The organism is Mycobacterium sp. GA-0227b (assembly GCF_001499855.1).
Taxonomy (GTDB): domain Bacteria; phylum Actinomycetota; class Actinomycetes; order Mycobacteriales; family Mycobacteriaceae; genus Mycobacterium.
Window position 1 is genome coordinate 117,878 of record NZ_LQIK01000033.1, and the last position, 16,045, is coordinate 133,922.

16 protein-coding genes are annotated in these 16,045 nt (G+C 66.6%); 7 read left to right on the plus strand and 9 right to left on the minus strand.

What is annotated here, in order from left to right; genetic code table 11:
* Positions 1-14 precede the first annotated feature (14 nt).
* Positions 15-1,193, minus strand: a complete 1,179-nt coding sequence (locus AU185_RS22555) for an acyl-CoA dehydrogenase family protein (RefSeq protein WP_059101969.1) — start codon at positions 1,191-1,193, stop codon at positions 15-17.
* Positions 1,194-1,238: 45 nt separating this feature from the next.
* Between AU185_RS22555 and AU185_RS22560 the strand changes: the two genes are divergently transcribed.
* From AU185_RS22560 to AU185_RS22595, 7 genes are all read left to right on the plus strand, one after another.
* Positions 1,239-2,159, plus strand: a complete 921-nt coding sequence (locus AU185_RS22560; protein WP_502687999.1) for an NAD-dependent epimerase/dehydratase family protein — start codon at positions 1,239-1,241, stop codon at positions 2,157-2,159.
* Positions 2,160-2,171: 12 nt separating this feature from the next.
* Positions 2,172-2,915, plus strand: coding sequence for a hypothetical protein (locus AU185_RS22565; protein ID WP_059101971.1), 744 nt, complete (start codon positions 2,172-2,174; stop codon positions 2,913-2,915).
* Between the two features lie 12 nt (positions 2,916-2,927).
* A complete protein-coding gene (locus AU185_RS22570; protein WP_059101972.1) occupies positions 2,928-3,905 on the plus strand; it encodes an LLM class F420-dependent oxidoreductase in 978 nt (325 codons plus the stop codon).
* Between the two features lie 572 nt (positions 3,906-4,477).
* Complete coding sequence (locus AU185_RS22580; protein WP_172800178.1) at positions 4,478-5,137, plus strand: TetR/AcrR family transcriptional regulator; 660 nt, start codon at positions 4,478-4,480, stop codon at positions 5,135-5,137.
* A 34-nt stretch (positions 5,138-5,171) separates the two neighbouring features.
* Positions 5,172-6,473: an acyl-CoA dehydrogenase family protein gene (locus AU185_RS22585; RefSeq protein WP_059101974.1), complete on the plus strand. Its 1,302-nt coding sequence runs from the start codon at positions 5,172-5,174 to the stop codon at positions 6,471-6,473.
* A gap of 32 nt (positions 6,474-6,505) precedes the next feature.
* A complete protein-coding gene (locus AU185_RS22590; RefSeq protein WP_059102106.1) occupies positions 6,506-7,498 on the plus strand; it encodes a phosphotransferase family protein in 993 nt (330 codons plus the stop codon).
* A complete protein-coding gene (locus AU185_RS22595) occupies positions 7,495-8,460 on the plus strand; it encodes an NADPH:quinone oxidoreductase family protein (protein ID WP_059101975.1) in 966 nt (321 codons plus the stop codon). Before AU185_RS22590 ends, AU185_RS22595 begins: the two co-directional genes overlap by 4 nt.
* Positions 8,461-8,465: 5 nt before the next feature.
* On the opposite strand, the gene AU185_RS22600 is transcribed toward AU185_RS22595, so the two are convergent.
* From AU185_RS22600 to AU185_RS22635, 8 genes are all read right to left on the minus strand, one after another.
* On the minus strand, positions 8,466-8,969 hold the full coding sequence (locus AU185_RS22600; RefSeq protein ID WP_059101976.1) for a hypothetical protein: 504 nt from the start codon (positions 8,967-8,969) through the stop codon (positions 8,466-8,468).
* Positions 8,966-9,583, minus strand: coding sequence for a TetR/AcrR family transcriptional regulator (locus AU185_RS22605; protein ID WP_059101977.1), 618 nt, complete (start codon positions 9,581-9,583; stop codon positions 8,966-8,968). Before AU185_RS22605 ends, AU185_RS22600 begins: the two co-directional genes overlap by 4 nt.
* A gap of 164 nt (positions 9,584-9,747) precedes the next feature.
* Complete coding sequence (locus AU185_RS22610; RefSeq protein ID WP_059101978.1) at positions 9,748-10,896, minus strand: acyl-CoA dehydrogenase family protein; 1,149 nt, start codon at positions 10,894-10,896, stop codon at positions 9,748-9,750.
* Between the two features lie 18 nt (positions 10,897-10,914).
* The gene (locus AU185_RS22615; protein WP_059101979.1) at positions 10,915-12,060 is read right to left on the minus strand and encodes a thiolase family protein; all 1,146 of its coding nucleotides are present in this window, start codon (positions 12,058-12,060) and stop codon (positions 10,915-10,917) included.
* Between the two features lie 2 nt (positions 12,061-12,062).
* Positions 12,063-12,857: an enoyl-CoA hydratase/isomerase family protein gene (locus AU185_RS22620; protein WP_059101980.1), complete on the minus strand. Its 795-nt coding sequence runs from the start codon at positions 12,855-12,857 to the stop codon at positions 12,063-12,065.
* Positions 12,854-14,065, minus strand: coding sequence for a CaiB/BaiF CoA transferase family protein (locus AU185_RS22625; protein WP_082684036.1), 1,212 nt, complete (start codon positions 14,063-14,065; stop codon positions 12,854-12,856). The genes AU185_RS22620 and AU185_RS22625 overlap by 4 nt, the downstream gene beginning before the upstream one ends.
* The gene (locus AU185_RS22630) at positions 14,062-14,820 is read right to left on the minus strand and encodes an SDR family NAD(P)-dependent oxidoreductase (protein ID WP_059101981.1); all 759 of its coding nucleotides are present in this window, start codon (positions 14,818-14,820) and stop codon (positions 14,062-14,064) included. Before AU185_RS22630 ends, AU185_RS22625 begins: the two co-directional genes overlap by 4 nt.
* A 19-nt stretch (positions 14,821-14,839) precedes the next feature.
* On the minus strand, positions 14,840-16,006 hold the full coding sequence (locus tag AU185_RS22635) for an acyl-CoA dehydrogenase family protein (protein ID WP_059101982.1): 1,167 nt from the start codon (positions 16,004-16,006) through the stop codon (positions 14,840-14,842).
* Between the last annotated feature and the right edge of the window lie 39 nt (positions 16,007-16,045).

Genomic DNA, 16,045 nt, shown 5'->3' on the forward strand with positions numbered 1-16,045 from the left:
AATCGAAGCTCCGCTCAGCGCGCCGGCAGACCGAGAACGCGCTGGGCGATGATGTTGCGCTGGATCTCCGACGTGCCGCCGGCGATCGTGCCCGCGTACGTGCTGACGTAACGGGCGAACCAGCTCGCGGTGAAAAGATCTGGCGCGTAGGGGTTGTCCGGGGCGGTCAGCGCGGGATCGGTCAGCCCGTCGGCACCCGCCGCCTCGAGCGCATGCCTCATCGCGTTCTGCTCGGCCTCTGAACCCAACACCTTCAACACCGAAACGGCGGGAATGTCGCGCTCGCCGCGCGCGGCCTGCCCCAGCGCTTTGGACCCGAGCAACCTCAGCGCCTGGTAGTCCATCGCGATGGTCGCGTACCGGTCGCGGTTCACCGCCCCAACCGGACGGAAGTCCTCGAGGAGCTGGTTCAGCCGGTTGGCGAACGACATCCACATCATCGTGCGCTCGTGACCCAATGACCCATTGGCGACGCGCCACCCCTCGTGCAACGGGCCGACCAGGTTCTCGGCCGGCACCCGCACGTCGGTGAAGAACACCTCGTTGAAATCCAAGCTCTCACGGTCGTGCACCGACGCGAACGGCCGACACGTCACACCGGGAGTGTCGGTCGGTATCAGCAGTGCACTGATTCCCTTGTGCTTCGGCGCATCCGGATCGGTGCGCACGAACGCGAGGATGACATCGGCGTCGTGGGCGCCCGAGGTCCACACCTTCTGGCCGTTGACGACGAAGCCGTCGTCGTCGACCGTCGCGCGGGTGGCCAGACCCGCCAGGTCGGAACCCGCGCCGGGTTCGCTCATTCCCAGCGAGGCGGTCATCTCCGCGCGCAGGATCGGCACCGCCCACCGCTGCTTCTGTTCGTCGGTGCCGAACGACAGCAGCGATGCGGCGATGATCCCAACGCCCTGCGGGTTGAACGCGTGATAGATCCGCCGTCGCGAGAGTTCCTCGCGATGGACGAACTGCTGCAAGATCCCCGCATTACGACCGCCGAACTCCGGCGGGTTGCCGGGTAGCAGCCAGCCGTGGTCGAACTGCACCTGCTGCCATCGGCGCGCCCACGCCGGGACGTGCGACGTCGACCGCGACCGTTCGGCGGCCGCTTCCGCCTCGTCGGGCAGGTGCTCGTCGAGGAACGCGATGAACTCCGCGCGGAAGGCCTCGACGTCGGCGTCGAACGTGAGCTGCACGCAACCGAGGATATCAAGTACTTAACATTTGCGGTCCGGTGCGCTATGACTGAAGGGATGCTCGACGCGGAGAAGATTCTCATCACCGGCGCGACCGGCAAGATCGCGTTTCCCATTGCGCGCGCTCTCGCGCAGCGCAACGAAGTGTGGGGCGCGGCCCGGCTGAGGAATCCAGGCGACCGCGAGGAGCTGACCGCGGCCGGCATCACTCCGGTCGCACTCGACATGAGCACCGGAGATTTCTCCGAGCTGCCCGACGATTTCACCTACGTCTTTCACGCCGCGGTCGACACGGGCCAGGGCGACTGGCCACGATGCGTCGACACAAACGCGCAGAAGTCCGGTGATCTGCTGTATCACTGTCGCGCCGCGAGGGGCTTCGTCTTCTGTTCGACCGGTTCGGTCTACGGCTATCAGGGGCAGCGTCCCCTGCGGGAATCCGATCCCCCGGGCGTACCGCTGCGCGCGAACTACAGCTTCTCCAAGATCGCCGCAGAGGCGGTATGCACATGGATCGCCAAGCAATACGGCATACCGCTGACCATCATCCGCATCTGCTCCACCTATGGCCCCGAAGGCGGCGCACCCGCCGACCGGCTGGAGATGATGTTGGCCGGCAAGTCGATTCGGCTGTACCCGGACAAGCCGAACAACTACAACCCCATCTACGAGGACGACTACGTCGAACTCGGCATCCGTGCCATGGAGGTCGCCGACACCCCGCCGATCGTGGTCAACTGGGCCGGCAGTGAGACCGTCAGCGTCGAGGAGTACTGCGCCTACATGGGCGAACTGGTGGGCGTGGAACCGAGGTTCGACTACACCCCCGACGCGCACACCCCGCTGTGGCCCGACGTCACCTACATGCATGAGGTGCTGGGATCGACGAAAGTGCCCTGGCGCGAGGGCTTCCGGCGGATGATCGAGGCACGACGTCCGGAACTTCTTCGCCCTGGCTCGAGCTGAAGGGAACAGCCGATGCAGTTACCCGGCACACCGTCTGACGAGGTCCCCGACGTCATCGCCGAAGGCCGCGGTGACATCAGCACGTTGTTCGTGTCGATGGCCAGGCGGCATCCCGACGGAGCCGACGCCGACTATCTGCGCTGGCACACGCTCGACCACCGACCTGAACAGCACCGGCTCGCCCAGGTTCGGGCGTCGCTGCGGCTGGTGTCGACGCCGGAGTGCCGCTCGGCGCGGGCGTACAGCCATGACCCTTACGACGAGATCGATCACGTGATGACCTACTTCTTCACCGATCCCGGTGGCATGGAACCGTTTCTGGCCCTGTCGAAGGCGCTCGGTGACGCGGGGCGCAAACTGCCGCTGCTGCCGCCGGTCGAACGCGGCGTCTACGACGTCGGGCAGAAGACCGCTGCGCCGCGCATCAAGGTCGGTGCCGACGTCCTGCCATGGTGGCCGGTGCGCGGCGCATACCTGGTGCTGGAATCGGCCGCTTCGGCACCAACGGATCTCGTTGACGTCGACGGTGTCGCCGGGGTGTGGTCGGCGACCTCGCTGCCCGTCGACGCGCGATTGGCCAGTGCGCAGGCGGGCCAGATGATCTCGTACTGTTTCCTCGACGACGACCCGGTCGTCACCGCGGAAAAACTGATACCGGTGCTCGACAAGCGGTGGAGCGACGCCGGCGTCGAACCGCTCTTCGCCGCGCCGTTCTATCCCGTCGTCCCTCACGAATGGGGCCGCTATGTGCCGTGAGCGGAGGTCGCGATGCGCTTCGGATTGATGGTGGGCTCGGACAAGGAACGTCCGCGCGCCGACCGCTTGAGCGGCGTGCTCGAGGACGGAAAGACCGCGGAGAGCCAGGGTTTCGCGTCGTTCTGGATGCCGCAGGTGCCCGGCTACCTCGACGCGATGACCGCCGTGGCGCTGCTCGGCCAGGTCACCGACCGCATCGAGATCGGCACCGCGGTGGTGCCCATTCAGACCCGCCATCCGCTCATCATGGCCCAGCAGGCGCTGACCACCCAGATCGCGTGCGAAGGCCGCTTCACCCTTGGCCTCGGGCCGTCGCACCACTGGATCATCACCGACCAACTCGGCCTGCCCTACGACCGTCCCGCGCGACTGGTGCGCGACTACCTCGACGTGCTCGCCGCCGCCTTCGCCGGTCCCGGCGCGGTGGCCATCGACAATGATTCGTACCACGTGGACAGCCCGATCGATGTCAGCGATGCGTTCGGGGTACCGGTGCTGGTGGCCGCTCTTGGGCCCACGATGCTGCGTATCGCCGGCGAGCGCACCGGCGGCACGATTCTGTGGATGGCCGACGAGCGTGCGATCGGCGACTACGTCGTGCCGAGCATCACCAAGGCCGCTGCGGACGCCGGGCGTAACGGAATCCGCGTGGTGGCAGGCGTTCCCGTAGCGCTGTGCTCAGCGGGCGAGGTCGACGACGCCCGCACGTACGCCAGCGAGGTGCTCGGGCACGCCGACTTCTCCCCCAACTACGTCCGCCTGCTCGAACACGGCGACGCCGAGGACGTCGGCGACACCATGGCCGCCGGAGACGAGGCGACGATCGCGTCCCGCTTGCGCCGCTATCGCGACGCCGGCGTCACCGACCTCGCGGCGAGAATCGTTCCGCTGGGTCACGATGCCGAGGAGCGCCGCGCATCCCGCACACGGACTCAGGAGTTCGTCGCGTCGTTGTCTGCTGAATTCGCCTCGGGGTATAGCTTCCCATGAACTCCATGGGCACCCCGCCCATGGTGCAGAAGAACAGGTCGACGCCCGGCACGCCGGTGTCGAGCATGGTCACGTCGCTGGCGAAGGCGCTGGCCTTCTCGCGGGTGTCACCGAAGTCGTCGGTCATGAAGGACAACGCCGCAAGCCCTTCGGGCACCAGCGCACGTAGGTGCTCGGGAACGTCGAGCACCTCGAGTAAGCCGGCGTCGCCACCGCCCAGCATCGTCACGCCGGCCCCGTCCGACGGCGGCCATCCCAGCGTCTGTTCGAGCACCTCACCCGGTACGTGCATCTTGAACTGGACCGTCATTCCGACCACGTCGGTCAGGAACGCGGTGAGCGTCTGAGCGGAATGGCTTCGCATGACGACATGGTGCAGCGAATTCGGCATCTGAAGTCCCTTCGATAGCGCCGATGACCAACGGCGTCGTCGACCGCTCAATATTGCGCCCATGGCTGTGGTCGTCGAGCCGCAACAGCCCTGGATGCGATCTCCCGGATGAGTGGTTGGGTAACTAGTTAGGCACGCGTCAACTGTTTGCAGGCGTCAATCTGCCTGATACTGTGCCGTCATGGCGGGGAGCAGCGCGGCCGAAGCCGTTAACGGTGGTCAACGCCGGGCGTCGTATCAACGCGCCAGGTCGCATGAGACCAAACGCGCGCTCGTGCAGGCGGCCATGGCGCTGTGGCGCACCAACGGGTACGCCAAGACGACGGTCGCCGACATCTGCCGGGCCGCGGGCGTGTCGAGGGCGTTGTTCTACTTCTACTTCCCGGCCAAGGAGGACATCCTCTTCGAGGTCGGGTTGCTGTCGACGCGCGCGGCACAACAGAAGATCCGGTCAATGCTGCGTGGCGACTACGACGTCGAGGCCGTCATTCGGGAGGCGCTGCGGAGCCTCGAACGGTCGATGGCGCGCAATCCGCGCGAGCTGATCATCGAGACCATCCTCGAGGGCTATCGGCACGAGCACCGGATCCTCGCCGGCGAGGCGGACGACGACACCGCCGACGCGGACATGTTCGGCGACTTGTTCGCCCGCGCCCAACGCGACGGCAAGCTGGCAGCCCGCGTCGACGTCGGCCACCTCTCCCGGCTGGCCGGTATGCACGTCAGCGAGGGCGTGCGGCACTGGGCCGGAGGGAGTTTCGGCGAGAGATCGTTCGCAGAGGTCGTGGGCGAGGACATCGCCGCGCTGGTCGCCGGATTCAACGTTAGAGCTGCACGCTGACGCCGATCGTTCACCTCAAGCGAAGGGAGACCCCATGGCGTGGGATTTCGAAACCGATCCCGAGTATCAGAAGGTGCTCGACTGGGCCGATGAGTTCGTCCGCGAGGAGGTCGAACCGCTCGACCTGGCGTTCCCAGATCAGCAGTTCGTACCGTTGAACGCCAACCGCCGCAAAGTGATCGACCCGCTCAAGGAGGAGGTCCGCCGCCGCGGGCTGTGGGCCACCCATCTGGGCCCGGAGCTGGGCGGCCAAGGCTACGGACAACTCAAGCTCGCGCTGCTCAACGAGATTCTCGGTCGCTCGCAATGGGCGCCGATCGTGTTCGGCTGCCAGGCTCCCGACACCGGCAACGCCGAGATCATCGCCCACTACGGCACCGACGCGCAGAAGGAGCGGTACCTGCGCCCGTTGCTCGAGGGCGAGATCTTCTCGTGCTACTCGATGACCGAGCCGCATGCCGGCGCCGATCCGACCCTGTTCCAGACCACCGCGGTGCGCGATGGCGACGACTGGGTGATCAACGGCTGGAAGTTCTTCTCCTCCAACGCCAGGACCGCGTCGTTCCTGATCGTCATGGTGGTGACCAACCCCGAGGTGAGCGCGTATCAGGGCATGTCGATGTTCCTGGTGCCGACGGACACACCCGGGGTCAACATCGTCCGCAATGTCGGACTGCACGGCGAGCGCGAAGACGAAGGCTCGCATGCGCTGATCCACTATGACAAGGTGCGAGTGCCCGGCGAGGCGCTACTCGGCGGCGAAGGCCAAGCGTTCGTCATCGCTCAGACCCGCCTCGGCGGCGGCCGGATCCACCATGCGATGCGAACGATCGGGCTGTCGCGCAAGGCATTGGACATGATGTGCGAGCGCGCGTTGAGCCGCGAGACGCAGGGCAGCCGACTGTCGGAGAAACAGTTCGTCCAGGGTTACATCGCCGACTCGTACGCGCAACTGCTGCAGTTCCGGCTGATGGTGCTCTACACCGCGTGGGAGATCGACAAGTACAACGACTACAAGAAAGTCCGTAAGGACATCGCCGCCGTCAAGGTCGTGATGCCGACCGTGCTGCACGACATCGCCTGGCGCGCAATGCAGGTGCACGGCGCGCTCGGTGTCAGCAATGAGATGCCGTTCCTCGGGATGGTCACCGGCGCCGCCGTGATGGGACTGGCCGACGGGCCGACCGAGGTACACAAGGCAACGGTGGCCAAGCAGGTGCTGCGCGACTATCGGCCGAACGCAGACACGTGGCCGACGGAGTGGATACCCGCCAAACGCGAACAGGCCCGCGCAAAATTCGCCGAGTACCTCGAGAACGAGGTGGGCAACCTGTGAGCGGCGTCGACGTTGTCCGCCTGGCCGATTGGATGGACGAGGCCGCGCTGCCCGGGAAGGGCGAACCGCTTCAGACCCGGTTCCTGTCGGGGGGCACGCAGAACGTCATTTACGAGCTGCGCCGTGGCGAGCACCGCTGCGTGTTGAGAATGCCTCCGCCCGAGGCGCCTCCGGATCGGGACAAGGGCATTCTGCGTGAGTGGCGCATCATCGAGGCGCTCGACGGCACCGACGTTCCACACACACCGGCCGTCGCGGTGTGCCCGGACGCCGACGTGCTGGGCCGGCCGTTCTACCTGATGGGTTTCGTCGACGGCTGGTCGCCGATGGAGCTCGAGGATCGGCGGTGGCCGGAGCCGTTCGACTCCGACCCCGAGGCGCGTGCCGGACTGTCCTACCAACTGGCCGAGGGCATCGCCCTGCTCTCCAAAGTCGACTGGAAAGCCAAGGGGTTGCACGATCTCGGCCGTCCGGACGGCTTTCACGAACGCCAAGTGGACCGCTGGACCGCATTCTTCGAGCGCATCAAGGGCCGCGAGATCGACGGCCTCGATGTTGCGACGGAATGGTTGCGCGCGCGTCGCCCGCTGGACTTCATTCCCGGCCTGATGCACGGCGACTACCAGTTCGCGAATGTCATGTACCGGCATGGCGCACCGGCACAACTCGCCGCGATCGTCGACTGGGAGATGGGCACCGTCGGCGACCCCAAACTCGATCTCGGGTGGATGGTGCAGAGCTGGCCTGAGGACACTTCCGCTCCGACGAAGTCGGAGATGAGCTACGTCGACATGCGCGCAATGCCCTCGCGCACAGAGGTTGTCGAGTACTACGCGAAGGTGTCCGGACGCCAGGTCGACGACCTCGACTACTATCTGGTGCTGGCCAAGTGGAAGCTCGCGATCGTGCTGGAGCAGGGTTTTCAGCGGGCCGGTGACAACGAGAAGCTGCTGGCGTACGGGCCGATCATCGTCGAGTTGATGCGCTCGGCGGCCGATCTCGCCGAATCCAGCGACTACCGGTGAGGGCCGCGGTCTGCCCGCGGTACGGGCCGCCCGACGTGGTGCAGATCCAGGATCAGCCGTCACCGGCGGTCGGCGCAGGCCGGGTCCGGCTGCGCGTCCGGGCCGCCGCGGTGAACTTTCCCGACGTGTTGCTGATCGGCGACGAGTACCAGATCAGCGTGCCGCCCCCGTTCGTGCCGGGCAGCGAGTTCGCCGGTGAGATCGTCGAACTGGGCGACAATGCCGATAAATTCGCCGTCGGCGACCGGGTGAGCGGAGCCGTCCTCTGCGGCGCGTTCGCCGAGGAGGTCGCAGTACCGGCCGCGGGCCTCGCGCACACTCCCGACAGTGTCGACGATCGCACCGCGGCAGCGTTCGGCGTGGCGTATCGCACCGCGTACCACACGCTGCGCTCGATGGCCCGGATCCAGCGCGGCGACGAGTTGATCGTGCTCGGTGCTGGCGGCGGCGTCGGGTTGGCCGCCGTGCAACTCGGCGTCGCGCTGGGCGCCTCGGTCACCGCCGTCGCATCGACGGCCGAAAAGCTGGCGGTGGCTGCGGGTTACGGCGCCCGTCACGTCGTCAATCACCGCGCCGACGCCCTGAGAGACGCGCTACGCGACGCCCTTCCCGACGGCGCGCACGCCGTCGTCGACCCGGTTGGCGGTGAGCTTTCCGAACCCGCGCTGCGGTCGCTGCGCCGTGGCGGGCGATTCGTCACGGTGGGGTTCGCTTCCGGCGTCATCCCCCGCATCCCGCTGAACCTGGTGTTGATGAAGGGCGTGCAGGTATTGGGCTTTCAGTTCCACGACGTCGCGCCCGACGAGTTCGCCCGCAACGAATCGGAGTTACGCGAACTTCTGGTCAGCGGCCGCATCCGCCCGCATATCGGCGCGGTCTACCCGCTTGAGCAGACGGTCGAGGCGCTGCGTCACGTCGCCGACGGACGTGCGGTCGGCAAGGTGGTCATCGACCTCGCCTGAGCGGGCTAGCTGGCGGGCACCAGGTCCGCGGCGACCGAAACCATCATCCCGCAGCGGAACGTCTCACAGGAGTGGACGCCGCCGGTGCCCGAATCCTGGGCCGCGGCAAGCGCTTTGGCCTTGAAAGCCCGTGCCGCTGCGCTCAAGTGATGCTCGACGGAGTCAACGCTGCTGTCGAGTTCGGCGGGCAACCGCTCGCCCCACAGCGTCACCTCGGTGGCGCCCTGGTCGAGCGCGGTGCGCACGTGGGCGAGCACGCGCGGATCACGTTCGAACATCTCGGCGGCCACCGCGATCGTCTGGGGATGCGGCCGGTCCTGCCAGGCTTGCAGCACCGATTCCAGATCCAACGTCCTGGCGCCCAGGATCGTCAGCGGGCGGAGGTCGTCGTCGCCGCCGACCAGGACCGTGACATCCCATCCGGCCATCACCCTGTCGTAGATCCAGCCGCCCGCGTACCTCACCGCGTCGGACACGGTTGGCGCGACGACATCCAGGCGATACCTCATGTCGAGCTCCGTGGCGCCAACTCGCGCCCCAGCGACTCGGCGTACCCCTTGAACACCTCGGCCAACTGAATTGAGGGGTCGAGCAACCATAGGGTCTCCATTCCATAGATGAACGCGAGTATTTCCACGGCCTTGGCTGCCGCGTCGACATCTGTGCGGTACTTGCCGCATTCCTGGCCGCGCTGGATGATCCCGACGATGATGTCCACCGCATCGCTGTAGCGCTTGACCAAGCGGTCGTGCAGCGGTGCATCGGGCGCGATGTTCTCCACCAGCAGCACCGTGAACGTGCCGACCAGCTCGGGTGCGCGATCGAAGCGTTCGGGCACCCGGCCGAGTTCGGTGACCAGGTCGCCGGAGCGGTAGTCGGCATGGATCGCGTCGTCGGCGTCGCGGGCGTCGAGCACCGCGTTGAGCAGTTGCTCCTTGGACTCGAAGTGGTGCAGCAGACCTGCCGGCGTGACGCCGGCTTCCTTGGCGATCTGCGCCAGCGACGTGCTGCGCCACCCGTTGCGCGCGAGCAGGCGTTCGGCCACCGAAAGGATGCGCTGCCTGCGGTCCTCGCCTTTGGCGAGGAGCGTGGCGTACGGCCTCACAGACTCCGTGGCGGACACTCGACCCCTTCGTTCAACCAACCTAGTGAACACACAGTAGGTAGGTTTTGCCGCTGTGACAAGCATCTCAGCGAAAAAAGGTTTAGGCCGGCGTCACATCGCAGGTCACCGGCGATTTCGGTGTAGAAATGCGCGCCAAGCGCAACCAACTACACCGAAATCACTCAGAGGCCGAGCGACTTGGCGATGATCACCTTCATCACCTCGCTGGTACCGGCGTAGATGCGGGCCACCCGCGCGTCCGTGTACAACCGCGCGATCGGATACTCCATCATGTAGCCGTAGCCGCCGAACAACTGCAAGCAGCGGTCCACCACGCGCTGCTGCATCTCGGTGCAGAACAGTTTCACGCGCGCTGCGTCAGCGGCGGACAACTGCCCATCGACGTGCAGGCCCACCGCGCGGTCCAGCATGGCCTGCGCGGCCTCCACCTCCGTCGAACAGGCCGCCAGTTCGAATTTCGTGTTCTGGAACGACGCCACCGGCGTGCCGAATGCCTTGCGGTTCTTGGTGTAGTCGATCGCCGCGGCGATCGCCGAGCGAGCCTGCGCGACGGATCCCACCGCGACGGTGAGCCGCTCCTGGGGCAGGTTGTGGCCGAGGTAGCCGAACGCCTCGCCCTCCTCCCCCAGCACGTTGGCGGCCGGCACCCGCACGTCTACGAAGGACAGTTCCGCGGTGTCCTGGACCTTGCAGCCCATCTTCTCCAGCTCGCGACCCCGAGTGAAGCCCGGCATCCCGTCCTCGACGACGAACAGTGTGAGCCCCTTGCGCCGGTTGTCCGGGTCGGTCGAGGTGCGTGCCACCACGATCACGAGATCGGCCTGCATGCCGCCGGTGATGAACGTCTTGGCGCCGTTGAGGATCCAGTCCTCACCGTCGCGCACCGCGGTGGTCCGCATCCCGGCCAGGTCGGAGCCGGTACCCGGTTCGGTCATCGCGACAGCGGTCAACAACTCGCCCGACGCCAAGCCGGGAAACCAGCGGGTGCGCTGCTCGGCGTTCGCGTAATGCAAGAAGTAGGGCAGGATCACCTCGAGCTGCGTGCGGACCGTCGACAGGGTGACCAACGCGCGCGCCGCCTCCTCCTGAAGCACGACGTTGTAGCGGTAGTCGTCGGTGCCGGCCCCGCCGTACTCCTCGGGGATGGCCATGCCGAGCATGCCCAGTGATCCCATTTGCTTGAAGACCTCACGAGGCATCCTTCCGCGCTTCTCCCACTCGGGATAGTGCGGAACCACCTCCTTTTCGACGAAGTCGCGGGCGAGTTCGCGAAACGCCTCGTGGTCCTCGGTGAACAAATCTCTTTGCACGGCGGCCCTTCAGTGAGTTCAGGCGATGAGTTCGACCAGAGTGGCGTTGGCGGTTCCGCCGCCCTCGCACATGGTCTGCAGGCCGAAACGAATGCCGTTGTCGCGCATGTGGTTCAGCATTCGGGTCATCAGCACCGCACCGGACGCGCCGAGCGGATGCCCGAGCGCGATTGCGCCACCCAGCGGGTTGAGTTTGCTCTCATCGGCACCCGTCTCGGCGAGCCAGGCCAGCGGCACCGGTGCGAACGCCTCGTTGACCTCGAACACCCCGACCTCGTCGAGGGTCACGCCGGACTTGTGGAGAACCTTCTCGGTCGCGGGAATCGGGCCGGTCAGCATCAGCACCGGGTCAGCGCCGGTGACCGCGCCGGCGCGGTAACGGGCGATCGGGCTCAGCCCCAGCGCCACCGCGTTGTCGGCCGCCATCACCAGCAGCGCCGCGGCGCCGTCGGAGATCTGCGAGGAGTTCCCCGCATGGATGACGCCGTCGTCCTTGAACGCTGGCTTGAGTCCCGCGAGCTTCTCGACGGTGCTTCCCCGCCGCACCCCTTCGTCGGCGACCACGGGCTCACCCTCGGTGAACACCGGCATGAGCTGCGTCTCGAACGCGCCGCTGTCCTGGGCGGCGGCGGCCAACTCGTGCGAGCGCACGGAGTACTCGTCGAGCCGGGTCCGCGAGAAGCCCCACTTCTCGGCGATGAGTTCGGCCGAGATGCCCTGGTTGAACGAGAAATCCTTGTACCGGTCAAGCACTCTCGGGCCGTACGGCATGCCGGTTGCCCTGGCCGCCCCGAGCGGCACCCGGCTCATCACCTCGACGCCACCGGCGACGACGACGTCCTGCTGTCCGGACATCACTGCCTGCACCGCGAAGTCCAGCGCTTGCTGACTCGATCCGCAAGCCCGGTTGACTGTGGTGCCCGGAATCGACTCGGGCCAGCCCGCGGCCAGCACCGAGTATCGCCCGATGTTGCTCGACTGGTCGCCGACCTGCGACACGCAGCCCCAGACGACGTCGTCGACGATGTCGGGATCGATACCCGCGCGCTCGACGAGCGCGTTGAGGACGATCGCGGACAGGTCCGCGGCGTGCATGTCCGACAGCCCGCCGTTGCGCTTGCCGACGGGGGTGCGTACGGCCTCGACGATCACGGTCTCACGCATTGTCATCTCTCCGATCTGGACACGGCCCACCGCCCGGTGAAGGTGGCCTGACGTTTCTCGGCGAACGCCGCGTACGCCTCTGACGAGTCTGCCGTGGCGAAGTTGCCCGGTTGCGCGCGGGCTTCGTTGGCCAGCGCCTCACGCAGCGTCGCGTTGGCCCCGTCGTTGAGCAGCGCCTTGCTCTGCGCGAGCGCGACGGGCGGACCGGCCGCCAACTTCGCCGCCAGATCTACTACGAAGGAGTCGATTTCGTCGGCGGTTTTGATCCAGGTGACCAGCCCCAGGCTCCGCGCTTCCTCGGCGTCGATCATGTCGGCCAGCAACACCAGCCGCTTGGCCTGTTGTAGGCCGACGAGCTTGGGCAGCAGCCAGGATCCGCCCAGATCGACCGACAGTCCGCGCTTCGAGAAGATCTGGCAGAACCGCGATTCCGGGGTCGCAACGACGAAGTCGCACCCGAGCGCGAGATTCCAGCCTGCGCCGACGGCCACGCCCGTGACCTTGGCGATCGTGGGCACAGACAGTTCATGCAGGGCCAGCGCGACATCGGTGAGCCTGCGCAGCTTGTGGCGCGGGTGAATGTCCTCTCCGGTGCCGATGTCGGCGCCCGAGCAGAAGGCCCCGCCGGCACCGGTGATCACCACCGCGCGAAGTTCGGTGTCACGGGCCGCCGCCCGCAAGGCGTCGGCCAACTCCTCCCACAACTGCGCGTTGATCGCGTTCTTGCGTTCCGGCCGGTTCAGCGTCAGCGTACGGACGCCATCGCGGTCGGACGTCAACAGGACGTGCTCGGTCACGAGTAGGCCGGTCCGATCACGCCCTCGGCCCGCAACCGCTCGAGATCGGCTGCGTTGAGCCCCAGTTCGCTCAACACGGCGTCGGTGTGCTGGCCCAGCCCCGGGACCGCGCCCATCGGCTGCTCGAATCCGTTGATCACCGGCGGCGGGCGCAGCGCCCGGATCTCGCCCTTGGGTGTGTCGACCGTGCGCCAGCGGTCCCGCGCCGTCAACTGCGGATGCGCGACCACCTCACTGGGCACGTTGTAACGCGAGTTGCCGATCCCGGCGTCGTCGGCGATCTTCTGGATTTCGGCGAGATCGTGTTGTGCACACCAATTTCCGATGGCCTGGTCGAGAATCTCGCGATGTACGCAGCGGCCCGGGTTGGTGGCGAAGCGCGGATCGTCGGCGAGGTCGGGGCGGTCGATGATCTCACGCGCCACCCGCTGCCATTCCCTGTCGTTGGTGGTGCCGAGCACCACGGTCTGCCCGTCGCGCGTCGGGAACGCGCCGTAGGGCGCGACGGCTGGTGAGCCGACCCCGAGAGGCTCCTGGTCGATCCCCGAATGCTGGGTGTAGGTCAGCTGATAGCCCATCACATCGGTCATCACGTCGAACAGGCTCAGCGCCACCGACGGTGCCGTCTCGGTGCTCTTCTTGTTGCGGCCGATCAGCAACGCCAGAATCGAGGTGGCCGCGTACAGGCCGGTAGTGAAGTCGGCCATCGCCGGCCCCGGCTTCGCGGGCATGCCCGGATATCCCGTAACGGCACACGATCCTGATTCCGCCTGCACGAGAAGGTCATACGCGCGCTTGTGGGAGATCGGCCCGCCCGGACCGTAGCCGTCGATTTCGACGGGGATCACGTTCGGGTGCCGCACCGCCAGGTCTGCGGGCGCCAAACCCATGCGGACGATGGCGCCGGGCGCCAGGTTGGACACGAACGCATCGGCCCGGTCGAGTAGCCGGTGCAGCAGGTCCATTCCCTCGGGGGCCTTGGTGTTGAGCGTCACCGACTCCTTGCCGCGGTTGCACCAGACGAAATGCGCCGCCAGGCCGCCGGGCCCGTTGACCACATCGTCGTAGTCGCGGGCGAAGTCACCCCCGTTGGGATTTTCGATCTTGATGATGCGGGCACCGAAGTCGGCGAGCACGCGGGTGCACATGGGCGCGGCGACGGCCTGTTCCATTGCGACGACGGTGACGCCGCTCAGGGGACCCGTCACATCACCATGCCGCCGTCGACCGGCAGCACCTGCCCCGTGATGTAGGACGCCGCATCGGAGGCCATGAACACGAACGCACCCGCGACCTCGGACGGCTCGGCCCACCGCTTCATCGGGATGCGGTTCATCATGTTGGCCGCGAACTTCTCGTTCGTCCGGATGGTCTCGGTCATCGGCGTGGCCGCCAGCGGGGCCAGCGCGTTGACCATGATGCTTTTGGTCGCAAGTTCGCGCGCAAGCGATTTGGTGAACCCGATGATGCCCGCCTTGGCCGCCGAGTAGTTGACCTGCCCCAGCGTGCCCGTCAGGCCCGCCGCCGATGTGACGTTGACGATGCGCCCGGTGCCGTCGGTCGGAATGTGCGGCAACGCCGCCTGCGTGACGTTGAACGCGCCCATCACGTGGATGTCGAACAGCAACCGAAACGACTCCTGCGACGTCTTCTCGAACATCGCCGGCTTCGTGACGCCGGCGTTGTTGATCACGATGTGCAGCTTGCCGTCGGCCAATGCAGCGGCCTGCGCAGCGGCGGCGTCGGCAGACTCACGGTCCGACACATCGAGCGCGGCGGCTTCGGCGCGCTTACCGCTTGCCGAGATGCGTTCGGCCACAGCGGCGGCGGCATCCTTGTCGACGTCGGTGACAAGCACGGCCGCGCCCGCGTCGGCCAGGGCCTGTGCGACGGCGGAGCCGATGCCCCCGGCGGCGCCGGTCACCAGCGCCGAACGGCCGGTCAGATCGAAGTAGGTGCTCATTCGGTAGTGCTCTCCATCGTCAGTAACTACGGGGAAGGCCCAGGACGTGTTCACCCAGGAAGTTCAGGATCATCTCCTGGCTCACGGGGGCGATCTTCATCAGCCGGGACTCGCGGAAGTATCGCGACACGTGATATTCCTCCGAATACCCCATGCCGCCGTGCAGCTGCAGCGCACGGTCGGCGGCACCGAAACCGGCGTCGGCGCACAGGTACTTCGCGGTGTTCGCCTCGCGCCCACAGGGTTTGCCGTTGTCGTAGAGCCAGGTGGCCTTGCGCAGCACCAACTCGGCGGCGTCCAGTCGGGCCAACGAGTCGGCGAGCGGGAACTGCAGGCCCTGGTTCATACCGATCGGCCGGTTGAACACGTGCCGCTCGTTGCCGTACTTGACCGCCTTCTCGAGGGCCACCCGCCCGATGCCCAGCGCTTCGGCGGCGATCAGCATCCGTTCGGGGTTCAGCCCGTCGAGGATGTACTTGAAGCCCTTGCCTTCTTCGCCGACCCGGTCGCCCACCGGGACCATCAGGTCGTCGATGAACACCTCGTTGGAGCTGACTGCGTTGCGTCCCATCTTCTTGATCGGCCGGATGTCGACGTGGTCGCGGTCGAGATCGGTGAGGAACAACGTCATACCGTCGGTCTTCTTGCTGACCTCGTCGAACGGCGTGGTCCGGGTGAGCAGCAGGATCTTCTCCGACTCCAGCGCCTTGGAGATCCAGACCTTGCGACCGTTGACGCGGTAGTGGTCCCCCTCGCGTTTGGCGAACGTGGTGATCCGCGAAGTATCCAGTCCCGCACCGGGTTCGGTGACACCGAAGCAGACATGCAGATCGCCGTTGACGATCCGCGGCAGCGTCGCGGCCTTGAGTTCGTCGGAGCCGTGTTTGACGACCGGTTGCATCCCGAAAATCGTCAGATGGATGGCGCTGGCGCCGTTCATCGCCGCACCGGACCGGGCAACCTCCTCCAGCAGCAGCGTGGCCTCGGTAATGCCCAGCCCATGCCCCCCGTACGCCTCCGGGATGGTCATGCCCAGCCACCCGCCGGAGGCGATCGCGTCGTAGAACTCCTGCGGGAACTCGTGTGCCAGGTCCTTCTTCATCCAGTACTCGTCGTCGAACTTGCTGCACAGTTCGGCGACCGACTTGCGGATGATCTGCTGATCCTCGCTCAGCTCGAACGTCATCCCCCCAGACACGTCTGACACGTCTGTTCTCCTCTACTC

Coding starts and splice junctions, on each gene's coding strand:
- AU185_RS22635 (WP_059101982.1), bottom strand. CDS start 16,006: ATGACGTTCGAGCTGAGCGAGGATCAGCAGATCATCCGCAAGTCGGTC.
- AU185_RS22580 (WP_172800178.1), top strand. CDS start 4,478: ATGGCGGGGAGCAGCGCGGCCGAAGCCGTTAACGGTGGTCAACGCCGG.
- AU185_RS22560 (WP_502687999.1), top strand. CDS start 1,239: ATGACTGAAGGGATGCTCGACGCGGAGAAGATTCTCATCACCGGCGCG.
- AU185_RS22590 (WP_059102106.1), top strand. CDS start 6,506: ATGGACGAGGCCGCGCTGCCCGGGAAGGGCGAACCGCTTCAGACCCGG.
- AU185_RS22615 (WP_059101979.1), bottom strand. CDS start 12,060: ATGCGTGAGACCGTGATCGTCGAGGCCGTACGCACCCCCGTCGGCAAG.
- AU185_RS22570 (WP_059101972.1), top strand. CDS start 2,928: ATGCGCTTCGGATTGATGGTGGGCTCGGACAAGGAACGTCCGCGCGCC.
- AU185_RS22565 (WP_059101971.1), top strand. CDS start 2,172: ATGCAGTTACCCGGCACACCGTCTGACGAGGTCCCCGACGTCATCGCC.
- AU185_RS22630 (WP_059101981.1), bottom strand. CDS start 14,820: ATGAGCACCTACTTCGATCTGACCGGCCGTTCGGCGCTGGTGACCGGC.
- AU185_RS22585 (WP_059101974.1), top strand. CDS start 5,172: ATGGCGTGGGATTTCGAAACCGATCCCGAGTATCAGAAGGTGCTCGAC.
- AU185_RS22600 (WP_059101976.1), bottom strand. CDS start 8,969: ATGAGGTATCGCCTGGATGTCGTCGCGCCAACCGTGTCCGACGCGGTG.